The sequence below is a fragment of the Erwinia sp. E_sp_B01_1 genome, assembly GCF_036865545.1.
Classification (GTDB): domain Bacteria; phylum Pseudomonadota; class Gammaproteobacteria; order Enterobacterales; family Enterobacteriaceae; genus Erwinia.
This window is the reverse complement of sequence record NZ_CP142208.1, coordinates 1,618,918-1,635,838: the sequence shown is the minus strand read 5'-3', so window position 1 is coordinate 1,635,838 and position 16,921 is coordinate 1,618,918. Positions and strand designations below refer to the sequence as shown.

Annotated in this window: 10 protein-coding genes and 2 pseudogenes; 6 read left to right on the top strand and 6 right to left on the bottom strand. The window is 53.5% G+C overall.

Going from position 1 to position 16,921, the window contains the following annotated elements:
- Window positions 1-49 precede the first annotated feature (49 nt).
- Window positions 50-790 carry a pyruvate formate lyase 1-activating protein gene (pflA, locus tag VRC33_RS07935; RefSeq protein ID WP_338562579.1) on the top strand — a complete coding sequence of 247 codons (741 nt, stop codon included), beginning with the start codon at window positions 50-52 and terminating at the stop codon, window positions 788-790.
- A 98-nt stretch (window positions 791-888) separates the two neighbouring features.
- On the opposite strand, the gene VRC33_RS07930 is transcribed toward pflA, so the two are convergent.
- From VRC33_RS07930 to lrp, 6 genes are all read right to left on the bottom strand, one after another.
- Complete coding sequence (locus VRC33_RS07930) at window positions 889-2,040, bottom strand: MFS transporter (RefSeq protein ID WP_338562577.1); 1,152 nt, start codon at window positions 2,038-2,040, stop codon at window positions 889-891.
- A gap of 392 nt (window positions 2,041-2,432) precedes the next feature.
- Window positions 2,433-3,725, bottom strand: a complete 1,293-nt coding sequence (serS, locus tag VRC33_RS07925) for a serine--tRNA ligase (RefSeq protein WP_338562575.1) — start codon at window positions 3,723-3,725, stop codon at window positions 2,433-2,435.
- Window positions 3,726-3,819: 94 nt separating this feature from the next.
- On the bottom strand, window positions 3,820-5,163 hold the full coding sequence (locus tag VRC33_RS07920; RefSeq protein ID WP_338562572.1) for a replication-associated recombination protein A: 1,344 nt from the start codon (window positions 5,161-5,163) through the stop codon (window positions 3,820-3,822).
- A gap of 7 nt (window positions 5,164-5,170) precedes the next feature.
- Window positions 5,171-5,782 (bottom strand): outer membrane lipoprotein chaperone LolA, encoded by a 612-nt coding sequence (gene lolA, locus VRC33_RS07915; RefSeq protein WP_338562569.1) that lies wholly within the window; start codon window positions 5,780-5,782, stop codon window positions 5,171-5,173.
- A gap of 201 nt (window positions 5,783-5,983) precedes the next feature.
- Complete coding sequence (locus tag VRC33_RS07910) at window positions 5,984-9,772, bottom strand: DNA translocase FtsK 4TM domain-containing protein (RefSeq protein ID WP_338562567.1); 3,789 nt, start codon at window positions 9,770-9,772, stop codon at window positions 5,984-5,986.
- A gap of 119 nt (window positions 9,773-9,891) precedes the next feature.
- Window positions 9,892-10,386, bottom strand: a complete 495-nt coding sequence (gene lrp, locus VRC33_RS07905) for a leucine-responsive transcriptional regulator Lrp (protein WP_013201514.1) — start codon at window positions 10,384-10,386, stop codon at window positions 9,892-9,894.
- A gap of 531 nt (window positions 10,387-10,917) precedes the next feature.
- On the opposite strand from lrp, the gene trxB reads away from it, so the two are divergent.
- The 5 genes and pseudogenes from trxB (at window position 10,918) to infA (ending at window position 16,835) form a co-directional block, all read left to right on the top strand.
- Window positions 10,918-11,886: a thioredoxin-disulfide reductase gene (gene trxB / locus VRC33_RS07900; RefSeq protein WP_338562562.1), complete on the top strand. Its 969-nt coding sequence runs from the start codon at window positions 10,918-10,920 to the stop codon at window positions 11,884-11,886.
- Between the two features lie 150 nt (window positions 11,887-12,036).
- Window positions 12,037-13,805: pseudogene (gene cydD / locus VRC33_RS07895) on the top strand (cysteine/glutathione ABC transporter permease/ATP-binding protein CydD).
- A pseudogene (cydC, locus tag VRC33_RS07890) lies at window positions 13,802-15,528 on the top strand (cysteine/glutathione ABC transporter ATP-binding protein/permease CydC). Before cydD ends, cydC begins: the two co-directional pseudogenes overlap by 4 nt.
- Window positions 15,529-15,560: 32 nt before the next feature.
- The gene (aat, locus tag VRC33_RS07885; RefSeq protein ID WP_338562560.1) at window positions 15,561-16,253 is read left to right on the top strand and encodes a leucyl/phenylalanyl-tRNA--protein transferase; all 693 of its coding nucleotides are present in this window, start codon (window positions 15,561-15,563) and stop codon (window positions 16,251-16,253) included.
- Window positions 16,254-16,616: 363 nt separating this feature from the next.
- Entirely contained in the window at window positions 16,617-16,835 is a 219-nt protein-coding gene (infA, locus tag VRC33_RS07880) for a translation initiation factor IF-1 (protein WP_002211347.1), read from the top strand.
- Window positions 16,836-16,921: the final 86 nt, after the last annotated feature.

Sequence of the window (16,921 nt, the reverse complement as noted above, 5' to 3'; positions counted from 1 at the left end):
GACTGCGTGCCTGCCGAGAAATCAGGTTTAACGTGGAGAATTCATCGCAATGTCAGTCACAGGCCGTATCCACTCTTTTGAATCCTGCGGGACCGTTGACGGCCCCGGCATCCGTTTTATCACCTTCTTTCAGGGCTGCCTGATGCGCTGTCTGTATTGCCATAATCGCGATACCTGGGATACGCACGGCGGCAAAGAGATTACCGTTGAAGAGTTGATGAAAGACGTGGTTTCCTACCGTCACTTTATGAATGCTTCTGGCGGCGGTGTGACCGCTTCCGGCGGCGAAGCCATTCTGCAGGCGGAATTTGTTCGTGACTGGTTTCGGGCCTGCCATGCCGAGGGCATCAACACCTGCCTGGATACTAATGGGTTCGTCCGTCGCTACGATCCGGTCATCGATGAATTGCTGGAAGTGACCGATCTCGTCATGCTCGATCTGAAACAAATGAATGATGATGTTCATCAGATTCTGGTGGGCGTCTCAAACCATCGCACTCTGGATTTTGCCCGCTATCTGGCGAAGAAAAACATCCGCACCTGGATCCGCTATGTGGTTGTACCTGGCTATTCAGACGATGATGAGTCTGCACACCGGCTGGGCGAGTTCACACGAGATATGGGTAATGTCGAAAAAATCGAGCTGCTGCCCTATCACGAACTGGGCAAACATAAGTGGGTAGCGATGGGTGAGGAATACAAACTGGATGGCGTCCATCCGCCGACCAAAGAGACTATGGATCGGGTTAAGGGCATTCTGGAAGGCTACGGTCACAAGGTAATGTACTAAGAATTCCGGGCTGGTTACAGGCAAAGTGCAGGTTCTGGGAGCAGTTTATCAGCCGTCTGAAATGGAGCCATCAGGCTCCATTTTTTTCGGCTGTCCGGTCAGGCATGGGCAACAGGCGTGGCATGTTTGTCTGCTTTGCGTAACAGCATAACCAGATAGATAAAGGCCACGCCAGCGATCATCACAAACAGCACCCGGTCTGAATAGTTCTGCATCAGCATTGAGGTCATCGCCGGGCCCAGCAGGCTACCAATGGTGTAGCTCAACAGCAGTGCCTGATTCATTGCCACCAGCTCATGATGCGCCACGGTCTCACAGGCCCAGGACATCGCAACCGGGTAAAGCGTGAAGCCTGCACAACCCAGCACAAACAGGGCCGGGGCCATCGCAGCATTACTCAGCATGGCAAAGGCGCCCAGGATCACCACAAAGACCTGAACGCGCAGTACCAGCAGACGGCCATAACGATCGGCAAGACGCCCTACCGGCCACTGCCCTACAATTCCCGCGCTGACTAACAGCGCCATCCAGTAGCCGACTGTAGCGTCGCTCATGCCCTGATGGGAGAGGTAGAGTGGCATAAGACCGTACAGCGATCCCAGCAGGATGCCGGAAATGATGCAGCCATTGATCCCCAGACGCGCATTACGACGACGCAGCATCGACCACATACGTCCCGGCACCGCTTCATCATCACTCCCTCTGGCAGTAACTTTTGTGAAGACCAGGGGCAGAATTGCCGCCACCACAATGCCAGTCACCCACGGCAATACGTGCAGCAGTTCCGTTGAGACTTTACTGACCAGTAACTGGCCGGCAACGGTACCGATATAGTAAACGATCATATAAGCCGCCAGCAGCTGACCGCGATTACGCAACGTTCCGCTGCATAACAGCGCACTTTCGACCACAACCCATATCAGCGCACACCCCATCCCGGCTACGAAGCGCCACATTGCCCATGCCCAGAAGCCGCTTTCAAAACCCAGCGCCGCAGTAGCCACCGCAAAAACCGCCGAAGCGATATAATAACTGCGATTAAACCCCAGTTTTTTAATGGCCCAGCCTGCAAGCAAGGTGCCTGCAAGATTTCCTGTGTAATACGATGAACTGACCACACCAACCTGCCAAGTAGGCAACGAATCATGGGTGAGCCAGAGAGGAACCAGCGTATTCAGTACGGCGATAGAAATTGTCAGTAATAACAGGCCGCAGAGCAGCACAAGTACAGGGCGAGTCCAGGTAGACATAGGGGTGAAACTACCAAAAGAGGAGGAGATTTTGCGCGCATAATGCCATTAGCAAAAATATTGTCAACGGCACGAAATTGAGTGCAGCACGATTTGCTGCAGAGCGATTTAAATTTCTTATCTACAACGACTTAGATACCCCCTTCCGCCGCCAGGCCAAAAAGTTATCTCTATGAAAAAATGGCATTTTAACTATTCTGATGCATTTGATGTCGATAACTTTTATTTTTAGACTTTGGCAGCACTTTCAGAATCGTGCGTTTGACTGAAGATCCGTCAGCGGCTTTCATTATTCCCGGCCAGCTAAGGATTTGACGAGAAAGTCGCGGGGAAATTGCTGACAAAAAAAGCGCCCGGAGGCGCTTTCTGTTAGCTGACGTAATTCAAAGGCATTAGCCGATGAATTCCAGTCCTTTCATATAAGGTTTCAGTGCTTCAGGAACTGCGATACGACCATCAGCCTGCTGATAATTTTCCAGCACGGCAACCAGAGCACGACCTACAGCCAGTCCGGAGCCGTTCAGCGTGTGAACCAGACGAGGTTTTTTCTCGGTTTTGGTACGGCAGCGGGCCTGCATACGACGCGCCTGGAAATCACCCATGTTAGAGCAGGAAGAGATTTCACGGTAAGTATCCTGCGCAGGCAGCCATACTTCGAGGTCGTAGGTTTTGCAGGAGCCGAAGCCCATATCGCCAGTGCACAGCAGCACTTTACGGTAAGGCAGATCCAGTAACTGCAGCACCTTCTCAGCATGCCCCACCAGCTCTTCCAGTGCCGTCATGGAATCTTCAGGGCGGGTGATTTGCACCATCTCCACCTTGTCGAACTGGTGCATACGGATCAGCCCACGGGTATCACGGCCATAAGCACCCGCTTCAGAACGGAAGCAAGGAGTATGAGCGGTGAACTTCAGCGGCAGAGACTCTTCTTCCAGAATCTCATCACGGACCATATTGGTCAGCGGCACTTCCGAAGTGGGGATCAGCGCATAATCGCTGCTGGAAGCTTCTTCTTCCAGAGGGCGAGTGTGGAACAGATCTTCACCAAATTTCGGTAACTGACCTGTGCCATACAAAGAAGCATGGTTGACCAGGTAAGGCACGTAGGTTTCAAGGTAGCCATGCTGTTCAGTGTGCAGATCCAGCATGAACTGGGAAAGTGCGCGGTGCATCAGTGCGATCTGGCCCTGCATCACCACGAATCGTGAACCGGTCAGTTTGGCGCCCATGGCAAAATCCAGCCCGGACGCTTTTTCACCCAGTTCTACATGATCGCGTACGGCGAATTCGAATTTGCGCGGGGTGCCCCAGCGGCTGACTTCCAGATTTTCGCTGTCATCTTTACCCAGTGGCACTTCGTCTACCGGGATATTAGGAATAGCGGAAGCCATATCACGAATGGCGTTCTGTAACTCGTCCAGTTCCGCTTTGGCCGCATCCAGACGCTCGCCCAGCGCGTTCACTTCCTGACGTAATGGCTCGATATCTTCCCCACGCGCCTTGGCCTGGCCGATACTTTTCGATCGGGAGTTGCGTTCTGCCTGCAGGGTTTCTGTTTCTACCTGCAGAACTTTGCGGCGTTCTTCCTGCGAACGCAGCGTATCAACGTCAAGCTTAAAGCCCCGGCGTGCCAGTTTTTCAGCGACTGCGTCTGGCTCGTTACGCAGCAGATTGGGATCGAGCATGCTTGTCCTGTGAATAGTTTGATTGCGTGAAAGAGGGGCGCATCCGCTGTGCGAATGCATTGAATTGCCTGATAACCTTACCGTAACGACACTGTCAACGGTAGCGTTTTGTCGGGCTATTTTGATCCTGCTCAGCAAGCCAGGCTAGCTTTTCACCAATCTTACCCTCAAGTCCGCGGGAAGCTGGCTGGTAGTAGCGTGTTTGTGCCATTTCTGATGGGAAATAATTCTCACCAGCGGCATAGGCATTGGGCTCGTCGTGTGCATAGCGATATTCCGCGCCAAGCCCCATCTCTTTCATCAGTTTTGTTGGGGCATTACGCAGATGTTCCGGGACATCATAATCGGGATTTTCACGCGCATCACGCATCGCGGCTTTAAAGGCGGTATAGACGGCATTACTTTTCGGCGCACAGGCAAGGTAAACAATCGCCTGAGCGATAGCCCGCTCACCTTCAGCCGGGCCCACGCGAGTGAAACAGTCCCAGGCCGCAATGGCAACCTGCATAGCACGGGGATCGGCATTGCCAACATCTTCAGAGGCTATGGCCAGTAAACGTCGCGCCACATAGAGGGGATCGCCTCCTGCGGTAATAATGCGTGCATACCAGTAAAGCGCAGCATCCGGCGCTGAGCCCCGAACCGACTTATGCAGAGCAGAGATAAGATCGTAATAACGATCCCCTTTATTATCAAACCTGGCGCTGCGTTCACCGGAGACTTCATTCAACAGTTTGGCAGTGAGTTCCCGTTTGCCTTTGCTGTTGACCTCGGCCATATCGGCCATCATCTCCAGCGTGTTAAGAGCACGGCGGGCATCGCCATTTACCAGCTCCGCCACCATCCGGCGGGTGTTTGCAGGCAGAATGATATTCTCAGCGCCATATCCCCGTTCTTTATCTTTCATTGCCTGATCGAGAACAGTTTCAATATCTTCGCTGGTCAGCGATTTCAACAGATAGACACGAGCTCGTGAGAGCAGAGCCGAATTAAGTTCGAACGAAGGATTTTCCGTAGTGGCACCGATAAAGGTGATGGTGCCATCTTCAATATGCGGCAGAAACGCGTCCTGCTGGCTTTTATTGAAACGGTGTACCTCATCCACAAACAGAATAGTGCGGCGGCCGGCATTACGATTCTGTCGGGCACGTTCAATGGCCTCACGGATCTCTTTCACTCCGGAGGTCACTGCTGAAATACGCTCAACGTCAGCCTGACCATAGCGGCCAATAATCTCGGCCAGGGTTGTTTTCCCTGTCCCTGGCGGCCCCCACAGGATCATCGAGTGCAGATGCCCAGCCTCAATCGCCCGCGGTAGCGGTTTACCCGCGGCCAGCAGATGCTGCTGCCCGATATATTCCGCCAGCGTTCCTGGCCGCATACGCGCGGCCAGAGGCTGAAATTCGTTGTGGGAGAAATCCAGGGGCAGATTACTCAAGCGGACCTCACTGACGCTGATCGTCCAGCGTCACGCCTTTTGGCGGCGTAAACTGGAATTTACTGGCTTCGACAGCCCCGTTCTGCTGGCTCTTCAACGCATAGCTGCTGCGCTGACCATCCTGCTCCACGGCGCTGAACTGATTGATAGTGCCATTGGAAGAGACGTTGATGGTGAACTGCTTCAGGTTGCCATCGGTTGATTTAGGAGTCAGTTCAAAACTGTCTCCCTGCTGTTTGATGTTGTACTGCTTCCAGTCGCTTCCCTGATTACGCGCAATCAGCATAAACGGGGTATTGCTGGTGGCATCTTTCACCCAGGTCGCACTTACCTGCTCAACAAAAGGATTGTAGAACCAGAGCGTTTTGCCATCGGAAATCAGCACGCTTTCATCGGGTGCCGTCATATGCCAGTTAAATAAGTCCGGGCGCTTCACCCACAACTCACCTTCCCCATCCTGAACAGACTGGCCACTGCCATCGGTGACTTTTTGCGTGAAGCTGGCGTGGAAGCTGGTCACTTTACCCAGACGCTTTTGCAGATCTGATGAGGCATCAGCCAGAACGCTGGCAGAAGCAAAGGCAGTAATCAGACAGCAGGAAATCATTAACTTTTTCATTACGGCATCCTTATTAAAACTTTTAATCCCGGTAAGCGGGGAAGCCTGCGAGGATAACTGTAGCCAGGCAGTAGCGAAATCAACAGGAGATTATCCTGAATGAGACCGGCAATAGTGTCTGATATGGGGGCAATACCCAATAACTCAACGGGCCAGGTCGCCCTGGCCCGTGTTTCAGGCTACAACTGAAATCAACTGGCTTTACATCTCATGCGGCGGGGGTGAAAGCACCTCACGGTTGCCGTTATGGCCAGGTGAGGAAACAATTCCCTGCGCTTCCATTTGTTCAATGATACGCGCCGCACGGTTATAGCCGATGCGGAACTGACGCTGGACGCCTGAAATAGACGCACGACGTTTTTCCACCACAAAGCCAACGGCCTGATCGAACAGGGGATCCAGCTCTTCATCGCCATCAAGCCCCAGACCGCCTTCGCTCTCTTCACCCGCTGTGATGCTCTCAATGTACTGAGGACGACCGCGAGCTTTCCAGTCCTGAACGACGGCATGGACTTCCTGATCGCGCACAAAGGCTCCGTGCACACGTACCGGCATTGAAGAGTTAGGTGGCATGTACAGCATGTCACCCATCCCCAGCAAGGACTCGGCTCCCGCCTGATCGAGGATAGTGCGTGAGTCAATTTTACTCGACACGGTAAAGGCGATTCGGGTTGGGATATTGGCCTTTATCAGGCCTGTAATCACATCCACCGACGGACGCTGCGTAGCCAGTACAAGGTGAATACCAGCCGCACGAGCTTTCTGTGCGAGACGAGCAATCAGTTCTTCCACTTTTTTACCCACCGCCATCATCAGGTCGGCAAACTCATCCACCAACACCACGATATAAGGCAGTTTTTCCAGCACCGGCGGCGTGGTATCCATGCTGTCACCCGGCTTCCAGAACGGATCCGGAATAGGTCGTCCCATCGCTTCTGCCTGTTCAACTTTTTCGTTGTAACCAGCCAGATTCCTTACGCCTAACGCCGACATCAATTTATAACGACGTTCCATTTCGCCCACGCTCCAGCGCAGCGCATTGGCTGCATCCTTCATGTCGGTAACCACTTCCGTTAACAGGTGTGGAATACCTTCATACACTGAAAGCTCAAGCATTTTTGGGTCGATCATAATAAAGCGCACTTCTTCCGGCGTGGCTTTATAGAGCATGCTGATGATCATCGCATTGACGCCGACTGATTTACCGGAGCCAGTGGTACCTGCAACCAGCAGGTGAGGCATTTTTGCCAGATCCGCAATCACCGGTTGGCCGGCAATATCTTTACCCAACACCACGGTCAGTGGTGAAGGATTGTCACGGAACCTGGCGCTTTCCAGCACTTCACGCATGTAAACAGTCTGGCGATGCTTGTTCGGTAATTCCAGGCCAACATAAGGTTTGCCAGGGATAACTTCCACCACTCGCACCGCAACAGCGGACAGCGAGCGCGCCAGGTCACGAGACAGGTTAGAGATTCGCGCGGCTTTAACACCGGGAGCCAGATCCAGCTCAAAGCGGGTAATCACCGGGCCTGGAGAGATCCCGACAACTTCGGCTTTAACACGATAATCATTGAGGCGGGCTTCCACCAGACGCGCCGTTTGTTCCAGCGCGAACATATCAACAGGTTCGGCTTCCACAGGCGGTGACGTCAGCAGATCCAGCGAAGGTAATGGCGTGGTAGGCCTTTCCAGCGGCTGTTCATGGCGAACCAGGAACGGATGGAACAGGCTGTCGTGAGCTGGTTTAGCCGCTTCAGGCTGTGGAGCTGCCACAACAGGTTCAGGGGCAGCTGGTTGCTGAGCCGGAGGCGTCTGCCAGGCTGGCGTCTGTGGCTGTTGAACAGGTGGCGTCTGCCATGCAGGCGTTTCTGGTTGTTGAACCGGTGGCGTCTGCGGCTGTTGAACAGGTGGCGTCTGCCATGCAGGCGTTTCTGGTTGTTGAGCCGGTGGCGTCTGTGGCTGTTTAACAGAAGGCGTCTGCCATGCAGGCGTTTCCGGTTGTTGAGCCGGTGGCGTCTGTGGCTGTTGAACAGGAGGCGTCTGCCATGCAGGCGTTTCTGGTTGTTGAACCGGTGGCGTCTGTGCCTGTTGAACAGGAGGCGTCTGCCATGCAGGCGTTTCTGGTTGTTGAACCGGTGGCATCTGCGGTTGTTGAGCCGGTGGCGTCTGCTGAGGAGCCTGATTATGTTGCTGCCACTGAGTCTGCTCGGCTGGAGCTTCAGCAGGAAGCGTAAACAAAGGCTCACCTGGGCCATTATCGACCAGATCATCCACAGGAGAAAAATCAAATGCTCCGGCCGTGTTCAGATGCTGAGACAGGCTGCTTTCCTGGGACGGTTCCTCGCCATAGCGCTGATTTTGCTGGTCTGCAAACTGACGCGCCAGTGCAGCTTGTTGCTGCGCTTCTTCATCATCCTGCGCAAACTCTTCACCATAACGCGTCTGCTGCTGAGCCATAAAGGCTTCGCGCAACTGCGCCTCTTCCCTTGCCAGTGTTTCTTCATCCTGACTGCCGGAAGGCAAATCAGGTGACGTCTGCTCAAGCAAATCCTGTTCTTCTTTAGCTTTTTCTTCCGCCATACGCTGGGAGGGAAGTTTTATGCCATAGGAAGCCAGCTCACGGCGGGTAGGAAGCTTAACCGGATTAGGGCGCGGCAGCGTGGGGCCAATTCCCTGTTTAACCTGAGGATTGATATTCTCACTTGTTGCACTAAAGCCCGGCATAAATGGCGCTGAAGCTGCAGCTACTTTGGCCGCGTCACTCAGGCCCTGTGCACCCGCCACAATATCGCCAGGTTGCGAGGTTTGTGGTGACGAGAAGTCAAACGGTGATGACGTTGAGGCTTCACGCCAGTTACCCATTCGAGGGCCATCATCTTCCTGCTCGATCTGCACCGATGGCGCAGGCGTTTCTGCTTCAGCAGGCATTTCAAAGCGGTAAAGCTCAGGCGTTTCTACCGCAGGCGTAACTGGGCTGGCAGTTGACTGAACAGGCTGAGGAACGAGTGAAGCAGGCTGCGAGGTGGCCACTGGAGACGGAGCGGCAGCAGGTTGAGACGCGGCTACTGGTGATACAGGCGCAGACGGCGCGGCAGCAGGTTGAGATGCGGCCATTGGTGATACAGGCGCAGACGGCACGGCAGCAGACTGGGATGCAGCAGCCAGTGGCGTTGCGGAAGCTATTGCAGCAGCAGGCTTGCTGAGCAGAGGATCGTTGTCCTCTTCATCACCCTCTTCTTCTGACGTCACTTTCTTCGGAGCAGAAAGCAGAACATCATCCCGATCGCCCGCAGCGGATTGCTTCAGAACTGGCGCTGTTGTAGCGTCCTCATCATGATAGTCCTCTTCTTCATGCCAGCGCTCATCAGTGCGCGAGCGATTGCTGGCAAACGTCAGTACGCCCATCACAGCACCGCCGATCTTTTCGGCAATTGTAAGCCAGGACCAGCCAGTATACAGCGTAAGCCCGGCCGCCCAGATGCATAACAGCGTTAAGGTTCCGCCTGCGCCACTGAACCAGGGTGCCATAGCGTTACTCAACAGGCTGCCAATGACGCCACCTGAAGCGAAGTACCAGATATCATCAGCATTCAGCGCCGCAAGGCCGCAGGAAGTAACAACCAGCGCCAGCACGCCAATCAGCCGTAAAGCCACGGCAAAATAGTCGATATAATCCTGGGAATGTCGCTGACGGAAAGTGATCCAGCAGAGGCCTAAAATGACCGGAGGAATGGCATAAGCCATAACGCCAAAAATGAAAAACAGGGTATCCGCAAGCCAGGCGCCAACGCCGCCGCCTATATTGTGGATAGGTTCGTGCCAGGCGGTCTGAGACCAGCTGGGATCGGAAGGATTGAAGCTGACCAATGCCACCATCAGATAGACGGCGAAAAGAGCGACAATAATTAACAACGCTTCCAGCAGGCGACGCCCACTGCTCAGCGGTTGTAGGGATACATCTTTATCTTCTGTGTATTCCTGGCTCAAGAGTACTCTCCAGGGGCCTGTAAACTATGGAGGCAACAGCGCCGGGCGAGCCCGACGCTGAACCTGTATGAATTCACAGGAGTGTACCGAAATCTATCAGGTTTTGCACCTGCCCTGTGTTACCGCGTTTTAATGACTAAGCGGTTACTTTGTTTCACTTCTTCCATGACGACATAGGTACGCGTATCGTTAACGCCCGGCAGACGCAGCAGGGTTTCACCCAGCAATTTGCGATAGGCTGACATATCCGGAACGCGGGTTTTCAGCAGATAGTCGAAATCGCCTGAAACAAGATGACACTCTTGAGTTTCCTCAAGTTTTTGCACAGCGGCGTTAAATTGTTCAAACACGTCTGGCGCACCACGATTCAGAGTAATCTCAACGAATACCAGCAGCGATGCATCCAGATAGTGTGGATTCAGCTGTGCGGTATAGCCAAGGATGAATCCCTGACGTTCGAGGCGGCGTACGCGTTCCAGGCAGGGTGTAGGAGATAATCCCACACTCTTGGAAAGATCGACGTTGGAAATTCGACCGTTCTTTTGCAGTTCATTAAGGATGTTGCGGTCGATCCTGTCGAGATCTTTACCAGGTCGTTTTTTATTGTCTACCATTCTTATTGTCTCTCTAAATGCCTTCCCTTTACCTGCCATACCCTGAACGAGTTCATTGTGCAGGGTTGTTTTAAGTGAAGTCAGGAGCCTGTTGCGCCAGTAGTAAAACGCCCATCCGTATGACGCATGTGGTCTGTCCACCCCATGCGTCATGACCAATGACAGACTGAGTTTATCCGGCCTGATAGCTAAAACGCGGTATGAACGCCTGTTTTGCCAGCCTGAACACCCTCTGCTTCCTACACTGTTTTCGCAAAAGCGCAGCCGATTGTCAAAGCAAAACAACCAAAATCAGTACAACATGCCAGAAGTATCGCTGCGTGACTGTTTTTAAATGGATATTTTTCGTAGTGATGCACCTTAATCAGGCAATCCCTGCCCCAAAACAGCGCATTCTCACCTTGCCGGAACAACTGACTCATTGGTCAAACCTTTTACAACCATCGTTAACAAAAGCGCAGAAGGCTTTTGTTACCGCGTTAAATTCCCTACAATCGAAAAAATGTTTGCCAGACAAATAATGAGGGTCTCATGAGCACGGCAAGACACAGCAAATTACTTATCCTTGGCTCCGGTCCTGCAGGCTACACTGCCGCCGTTTATGCAGCACGAGCCAACCTCAATCCGGTTCTGATTACCGGCCTGGAAAAAGGGGGTCAGCTGACCACCACCACCGAAGTGGAAAACTGGCCGGGCGATCCCAATGACCTGACCGGGCCGTTGTTGATGGAACGGATGCAGGAGCACGCTGAGAAATTCAACACCGAGATTATTTTTGATCACATCCATACCGTTGATTTGCAGTCCCGTCCATTCCGCCTTACTGGTGACAGTGAAGAATACACAGCGGATGCATTGATCATCGCTACCGGCGCATCTGCCCGCTATCTCGGCCTGCCTTCTGAAGAGGCTTTCAAAGGTCGTGGTGTTTCCGCCTGTGCTACCTGTGATGGTTTCTTCTACCGCAACCAGAAAGTCGCGGTTATTGGTGGCGGAAATACTGCTGTAGAAGAAGCGCTTTATCTGGCAAATATTGCGGCCGAAGTTCATTTGATTCACCGTCGTGACAGCTTCCGTGCTGAAAAAATCCTGATTGACCGACTGATGGAAAAAGTGCGCAACGGCAACATCGTGCTGCATACCAATCAGACGCTGGATGAAGTGTTGGGCGATCAGATGGGCGTCAGCAGCCTGCGCCTGCGCTCCACGCTGGATGAACAACAAACCGAAGAGTTGACCGTTGCCGGCCTGTTTGTCGCCATTGGCCACAGCCCTAACACCGGCATCTTTAAAGATCAGCTGGAGCTGGAAAATGGTTACATCAAAGTGCAGTCCGGCCTTCAGGGGAATGCAACGCAGACCAGCATTCCGGGCGTCTTTGCTGCTGGTGATGTGATGGACCATATCTATCGCCAGGCTATTACTTCAGCCGGTACGGGTTGTATGGCCGCGCTGGATGCAGAACGCTATCTGGATGGATTAGTTAAAAACTCTCAGTAAGTTGTTAAATCCCTGCATCAATCTTTCCAAAGGCGACCTCCTCAGGTCGCCTTTTTGCTTTCTGCGTTGTAACATTGCAAACCAATTGCCCCTGTATATTGCAGGGTTGTTTTCTCCCTGTTTCGCATAACAACGCTCAGCTGGAAAAGCATGAACAAAACTCGACAGCAACAGTTACTCCGCTGGCTGAAAAGCCAGACCGGGCACGGCAAGCGCTGGCTACGGCTCTCAATGATTCTGGGCATGCTCAGCGCTTTACTGATTGTCTGTCAGGCCTGGCTGCTGGCCTCCCTGCTCCAGGCGCTGATCGTTGAGCATCTCCCCCGGGAATCAATGCTGTTCCGGTTCGCTTTGCTGTTTGGCTGTTTTGCACTTCGCGGTGTGCTAGCCTGGCTGCGTGAAAAAGTGGGATTCGAGTGTGGGAAAGCTATTCGAACCGCGCTACGCCGCACCGTGCTGAACCGGCTTAGCGAACTGGGCCCTGCCTGGATTCAGGGCAAACCGGCAGGAAGCTGGGCCACTCTGCTGCTGGAGCAAATTGAGGAGATGCAGGATTACTATTCCCGCTATCTGCCGCAGATGCTGCTGGCCGTATTTATTCCCTGCTTTATTCTGCTCGCCTTATTCCCGGTGAACTGGGTAGCCGCGCTGATTTTACTCTGTACCGCCCCGCTAATCCCTTTATTCATGGCGCTTGTCGGCATGGGTGCTGCCGATGCTAACCGCCGTAACTTCAAAGCGCTTAGCCGCCTCAGTGGTCATTTTCTCGATCGTTTAAGCGGGCTGGATACTCTGCGTTTATTCCATCGTGCTGAGGCAGAAACAGAGAGCATTCGTCAGGCTTCTGAAGCGTTTCGCCAGCGTACAATGGAAGTGTTGCGGCTGGCCTTTCTCTCATCAGCCGTGCTGGAGTTTTTCGCTTCGCTCTCTATCGCTGTTGTTGCCGTCTATTTTGGTTTCTCTTACCTTGGCGAGCTGAATTTTGGTCACTATGAAACAGGCATAACCCTGTTTGCTGGCTTTCTGGCCCTGATCCTCGCCCCGGAATTCTTTCAGCCATTACGCGATCTGGGGACCTTTTATCATGCCAAAGCCCAGGCCGTAGGGGGGCCGATTCGCTTGAAAGCTTCCTGAGCCAAAGCGAAACCCTGGCATCCGCAAGGGGTGATCTTGAGATTGATACGCAACGGGGCATTACTGTACAGGCAGAAGATCTGAATATTCTCTCACCTGACGGCAAAGTGCTGGCTGGTCCCCTGACGTTCACCATCAAGCCTGGTCAGCGTATTGCTATTGTGGGGCAAAGCGGCGCCGGTAAAACGTCCCTGCTCAATGCGATGCTTGGCTTTCTTCCTTATCAGGGGTCGCTGCGGGTGAATGGCGTTGAACTTAAGGCAATCAATCCTCAATTCTGGCAGCGGCAGCTGGCCTGGGTGGGGCAGAACCCTCACCTGCCTGCTGCCACAATACGGGCCAATATTACGCTGGATGGCCACGCCGATCCGCAAAAGCTGGCCCAGGTATGTGAACTTGCGGGCGTCACGGAATTTCTTCCCTGGCTTACTGAGGGTCTGGAGAGCCAGATTGGTGAACGGGCCTCAGCATTGTCAGTGGGCCAGGCACAACGTATCGCGGTTGCCAGGGCCCTGTATAAAACCTCGCATTTCCTGCTGCTTGATGAACCCGCAGCCAGCCTTGACAGCCACAGTGAACAGCATGTGAACCGGGCATTGTTGTCAGCCTCTTTCAGTCAGACCACTTTGCTGATCACCCACCAGCTTGAAGAGCTTGATCGCTGGGATGAAGTCTGGCTGATGCGCAATGGAAAAATTGTGCAGCAAGGCGGTTCCGACTTTCTGCTCAAAACGCCGGGCGCCTATGCCGGGCTGGTGGCGCAGCGTAAGGAGACCGTGGAATGAAAATCTTGCTTCCTTTTTTAGCTCTCTACCGTCGTCATTTCTGGCGTCTCTCTCTGGGAGTGGTACTGGCTGTCGTCACTTTGCTGGCCAGCACAGGCCTGCTAACGCTTTCCGGCTGGTTTCTTGCCGCCTCTTCAGTCGCTGGGGTGGCTGGCTTATACAGCTTTAATTATATGCTTCCGGCTGCTGGAGTCCGGGGGCAGCCATTATTCGCACGGCCGCACGCTATTTTGAGCGGCTGGTCAGCCATGATGGTACTTTCAGGGTGCTTCAGCACCTGCGCGTTTTCACTTTCAGCAAACTGCTACCCCTCTCGCCTGCGGGACTGACGGCTTATCGTAAAGGCGATCTGCTTAACAGACTGGTGGCAGATGTCGACACGCTCGATCATCTTTACCTGCGTGTGGTTTCTCCACTGGCTGGAGCCCTGGTGGTGATCCTGACCGTAACGGTGGGATTGAGCTGGCTGGACTGGCAGCTTGCGCTAACGCTGGGCGGCCTGATGCTGTTGACTTTGCTGTTGTTACCGCCGCTTTTCTACCGTGCCGGGCGTTCTGCTGGCATTGCCCTGACCCGCTTACGTGGCCATTATCGCAATCAGTTAACAGAGTGGCTGCAGGGACAGGCTGAGCTGACTGTATATGGCGCCGCCGCCCTTTTCCGGGGCGAGCTGGATCAAACCGAACAGCGCTGGTTATCCGCGCAGAAAAGCCAGGCCAGCCTTGCGGGGCTTTCGCAGGCCATGCTGACAGTGATTACCGGATTTACCGTAGTGTTCATCCTCTGGCTGAGTGCCGGAGGCACAGGTAGCGATCCGGAACCAGGCGCGCTGATTGCACTCTTCGTATTCTGTGCACTGGCCGCTTTTGAGGCACTGGCACCGGTCGGAACCGCTTTCCTGCATCTTGGCCAGGTCATGGCCTCTGCACAGCGTGTCACCGAGGTCATCAGTCAAAAGCCTGGTGTGGAGTTTGGAAATCAGGCTACGCCCGTCTCCTCAGGCACGATGCTCAGCGTGCAGAACCTGCACTTCAGTTACCCTTCTGGTCAGTCAGCGCTAAAAGACTTTACTCTGGACGTGAAGCAGGGAGAACACATCGCTCTGCTTGGCCGCACAGGCTGTGGTAAATCTACCCTGCTTCAGCTTCTGACCCGCGCATGGGATCCGGATAGCGGCACTATTATCCTCAATGGCCGGCCGTTAAAAACATGGAATGAACCGGCGTTGCGTGCCACCACAAGCGTGGTTACCCAGCGAGTACATCTTTTCAGCAACACGCTGCGGGAAAATCTGCTGTTGGCCTCCCCTTCGTGCAGCGATGAACACCTTACCCGGGTTTTACATCTGGTCGGTCTTTCGACGCTGCTGGAAAACGATTCCGGACTCAATGGCTGGCTCGGAGAAGGCGGCCGGCAGCTCTCGGGTGGCGAATTAAGAAGAATAGGCCTGGCCCGTGCATTGCTGCATGGTGGTGATTTGCTGCTGCTTGATGAACCCACCGAAGGACTGGATGCAGAAACTGAACAACAGATTCTGGCGCTGCTCCGGGACCTTGCCAGAGAGAAAACGCTGATTATGGTCACTCACCGTCTTCAGGGGCTTCAGCATTTTGATAAAATTTGCATTATGGAGAGCGGGAAAATTCTTGAAGCGGGCAATCATGCCGAATTAATCTCAAAACGCGGGCGTTACTGGTATTTTCACCAGCGGTTTGCGCTATAGTCTTACCCTCTCGTTTCGCTGAGACCGTCACTATGCGCCTGATCCAACTCTCCCGAGAGTCACTGAATTTCCCACCGCCAGAGATGGCGTTGCGGGAACCTAACGGACTGCTGGCCATGGGCGGCGATCTCAGTCCTGCTCGTCTGCTAAATGCTTATCATCGCGGCATTTTCCCCTGGTTTTCTCCCGGAGATCCTATCCTGTGGTGGTCGCCGGATCCGCGGGCTGTGCTTTACCCGGACAGGTTTCATCTCAGCCGCAGCATGAAGCGTTTTCATAAGAACTCGCCTTATCGCGTGACGCTCAATGAAAATTTTCATGATGTCATTGCCGGTTGCGCCAGCGATCGTGATGAAGGTACCTGGATTACTCATCAGGTTCAGCGCGCCTGGGAGCAATTATTTGATGCGGGCCATGCTCAGTCCATAGAGGTCTGGCATGACAAAGAGTTGGTCGGAGGAATGTACGGACTGGCGCTGGGGCACATTTTTTGCGGTGAATCGATGTTCAGCCGCAGAGAGAATGCTTCAAAAACGGCACTGCTGGTATTCAGCCGTTATTTTCAGCAGCAGGGAGGGAAGATGATCGATTGTCAGGTGCTTAATCCTCATACCGCATCACTGGGCGCGCAGGAAATTGCCAGGGCAGATTACCTGCAGCAGGTCAATTCGCTGGCAAATCAGCCGCTCTCCCCGCATTGCTGGCAGCCACAGACCCTTTTTTAATGCGATAATTCGATGTTTTCCACGCAAGATGAGATAACAGTGATATAATATGCGCGTTTGGTATGTCGTCCGCCCTTCGCCTCCTGTCACTGGCGAGCCGGGATCGGGCTGGCTGGGAATATTAACGCACCTTGTCTTTTGGTTTGCATTGCGCACAGGAGCGAATGCGAGACCCATTCTTAGCCCGCAATTCCCCCGCGCCGACGTCGATACACTACTCAGTTTTAATCTCCAATTCCTCTGCGCAGACGGCGCTACAGAGGGGTTGATGCTGGTGAATTCACCAACATTCTTTACATAATACTTGAAATTCGGCATTATCTTGCCGGTTCAAAACTAAGGTTGTAACACCTAGAGGATTCGATGGCCAAAGAAGACAATATTGAAATGCAAGGTACCGTACTGGATACGTTACCTAACACCATGTTTCGCGTTGAGTTAGAAAACGGACACGTGGTTACCGCTCACATCTCCGGTAAAATGCGCAAAAACTATATCCGCATCCTGACGGGCGACAAAGTCACTGTAGAGCTGACCCCGTACGACCTGAGCAAAGGCCGCATTGTCTTCCGTAGTCGCTAATTAGCATTCAGCCGTGCTGCCGCTTTCTGCCGCAGCACCCATAAAAAAAGGCCGGAATTTCCGGCCTTTTTCTTTTCTTCATCCTG

What these genes read in the sequence shown, in the direction of transcription:
- infA (WP_002211347.1), top strand. Translation starts at nt 16,617, where the DNA reads ATGGCCAAAGAAGACAATATTGAAATGCAAGGTACCGTACTGGATACG.
- pflA (WP_338562579.1), top strand. Translation starts at nt 50, where the DNA reads ATGTCAGTCACAGGCCGTATCCACTCTTTTGAATCCTGCGGGACCGTT.
- serS (WP_338562575.1), bottom strand. Translation starts at nt 3,725, where the DNA reads ATGCTCGATCCCAATCTGCTGCGTAACGAGCCAGACGCAGTCGCTGAA.
- trxB (WP_338562562.1), top strand. Translation starts at nt 10,918, where the DNA reads ATGAGCACGGCAAGACACAGCAAATTACTTATCCTTGGCTCCGGTCCT.
- aat (WP_338562560.1), top strand. Translation starts at nt 15,561, where the DNA reads ATGCGCCTGATCCAACTCTCCCGAGAGTCACTGAATTTCCCACCGCCA.
- lrp (WP_013201514.1), bottom strand. Translation starts at nt 10,386, where the DNA reads ATGGTAGACAATAAAAAACGACCTGGTAAAGATCTCGACAGGATCGAC.
- lolA (WP_338562569.1), bottom strand. Translation starts at nt 5,782, where the DNA reads ATGAAAAAGTTAATGATTTCCTGCTGTCTGATTACTGCCTTTGCTTCT.
- VRC33_RS07930 (WP_338562577.1), bottom strand. Translation starts at nt 2,040, where the DNA reads ATGTCTACCTGGACTCGCCCTGTACTTGTGCTGCTCTGCGGCCTGTTA.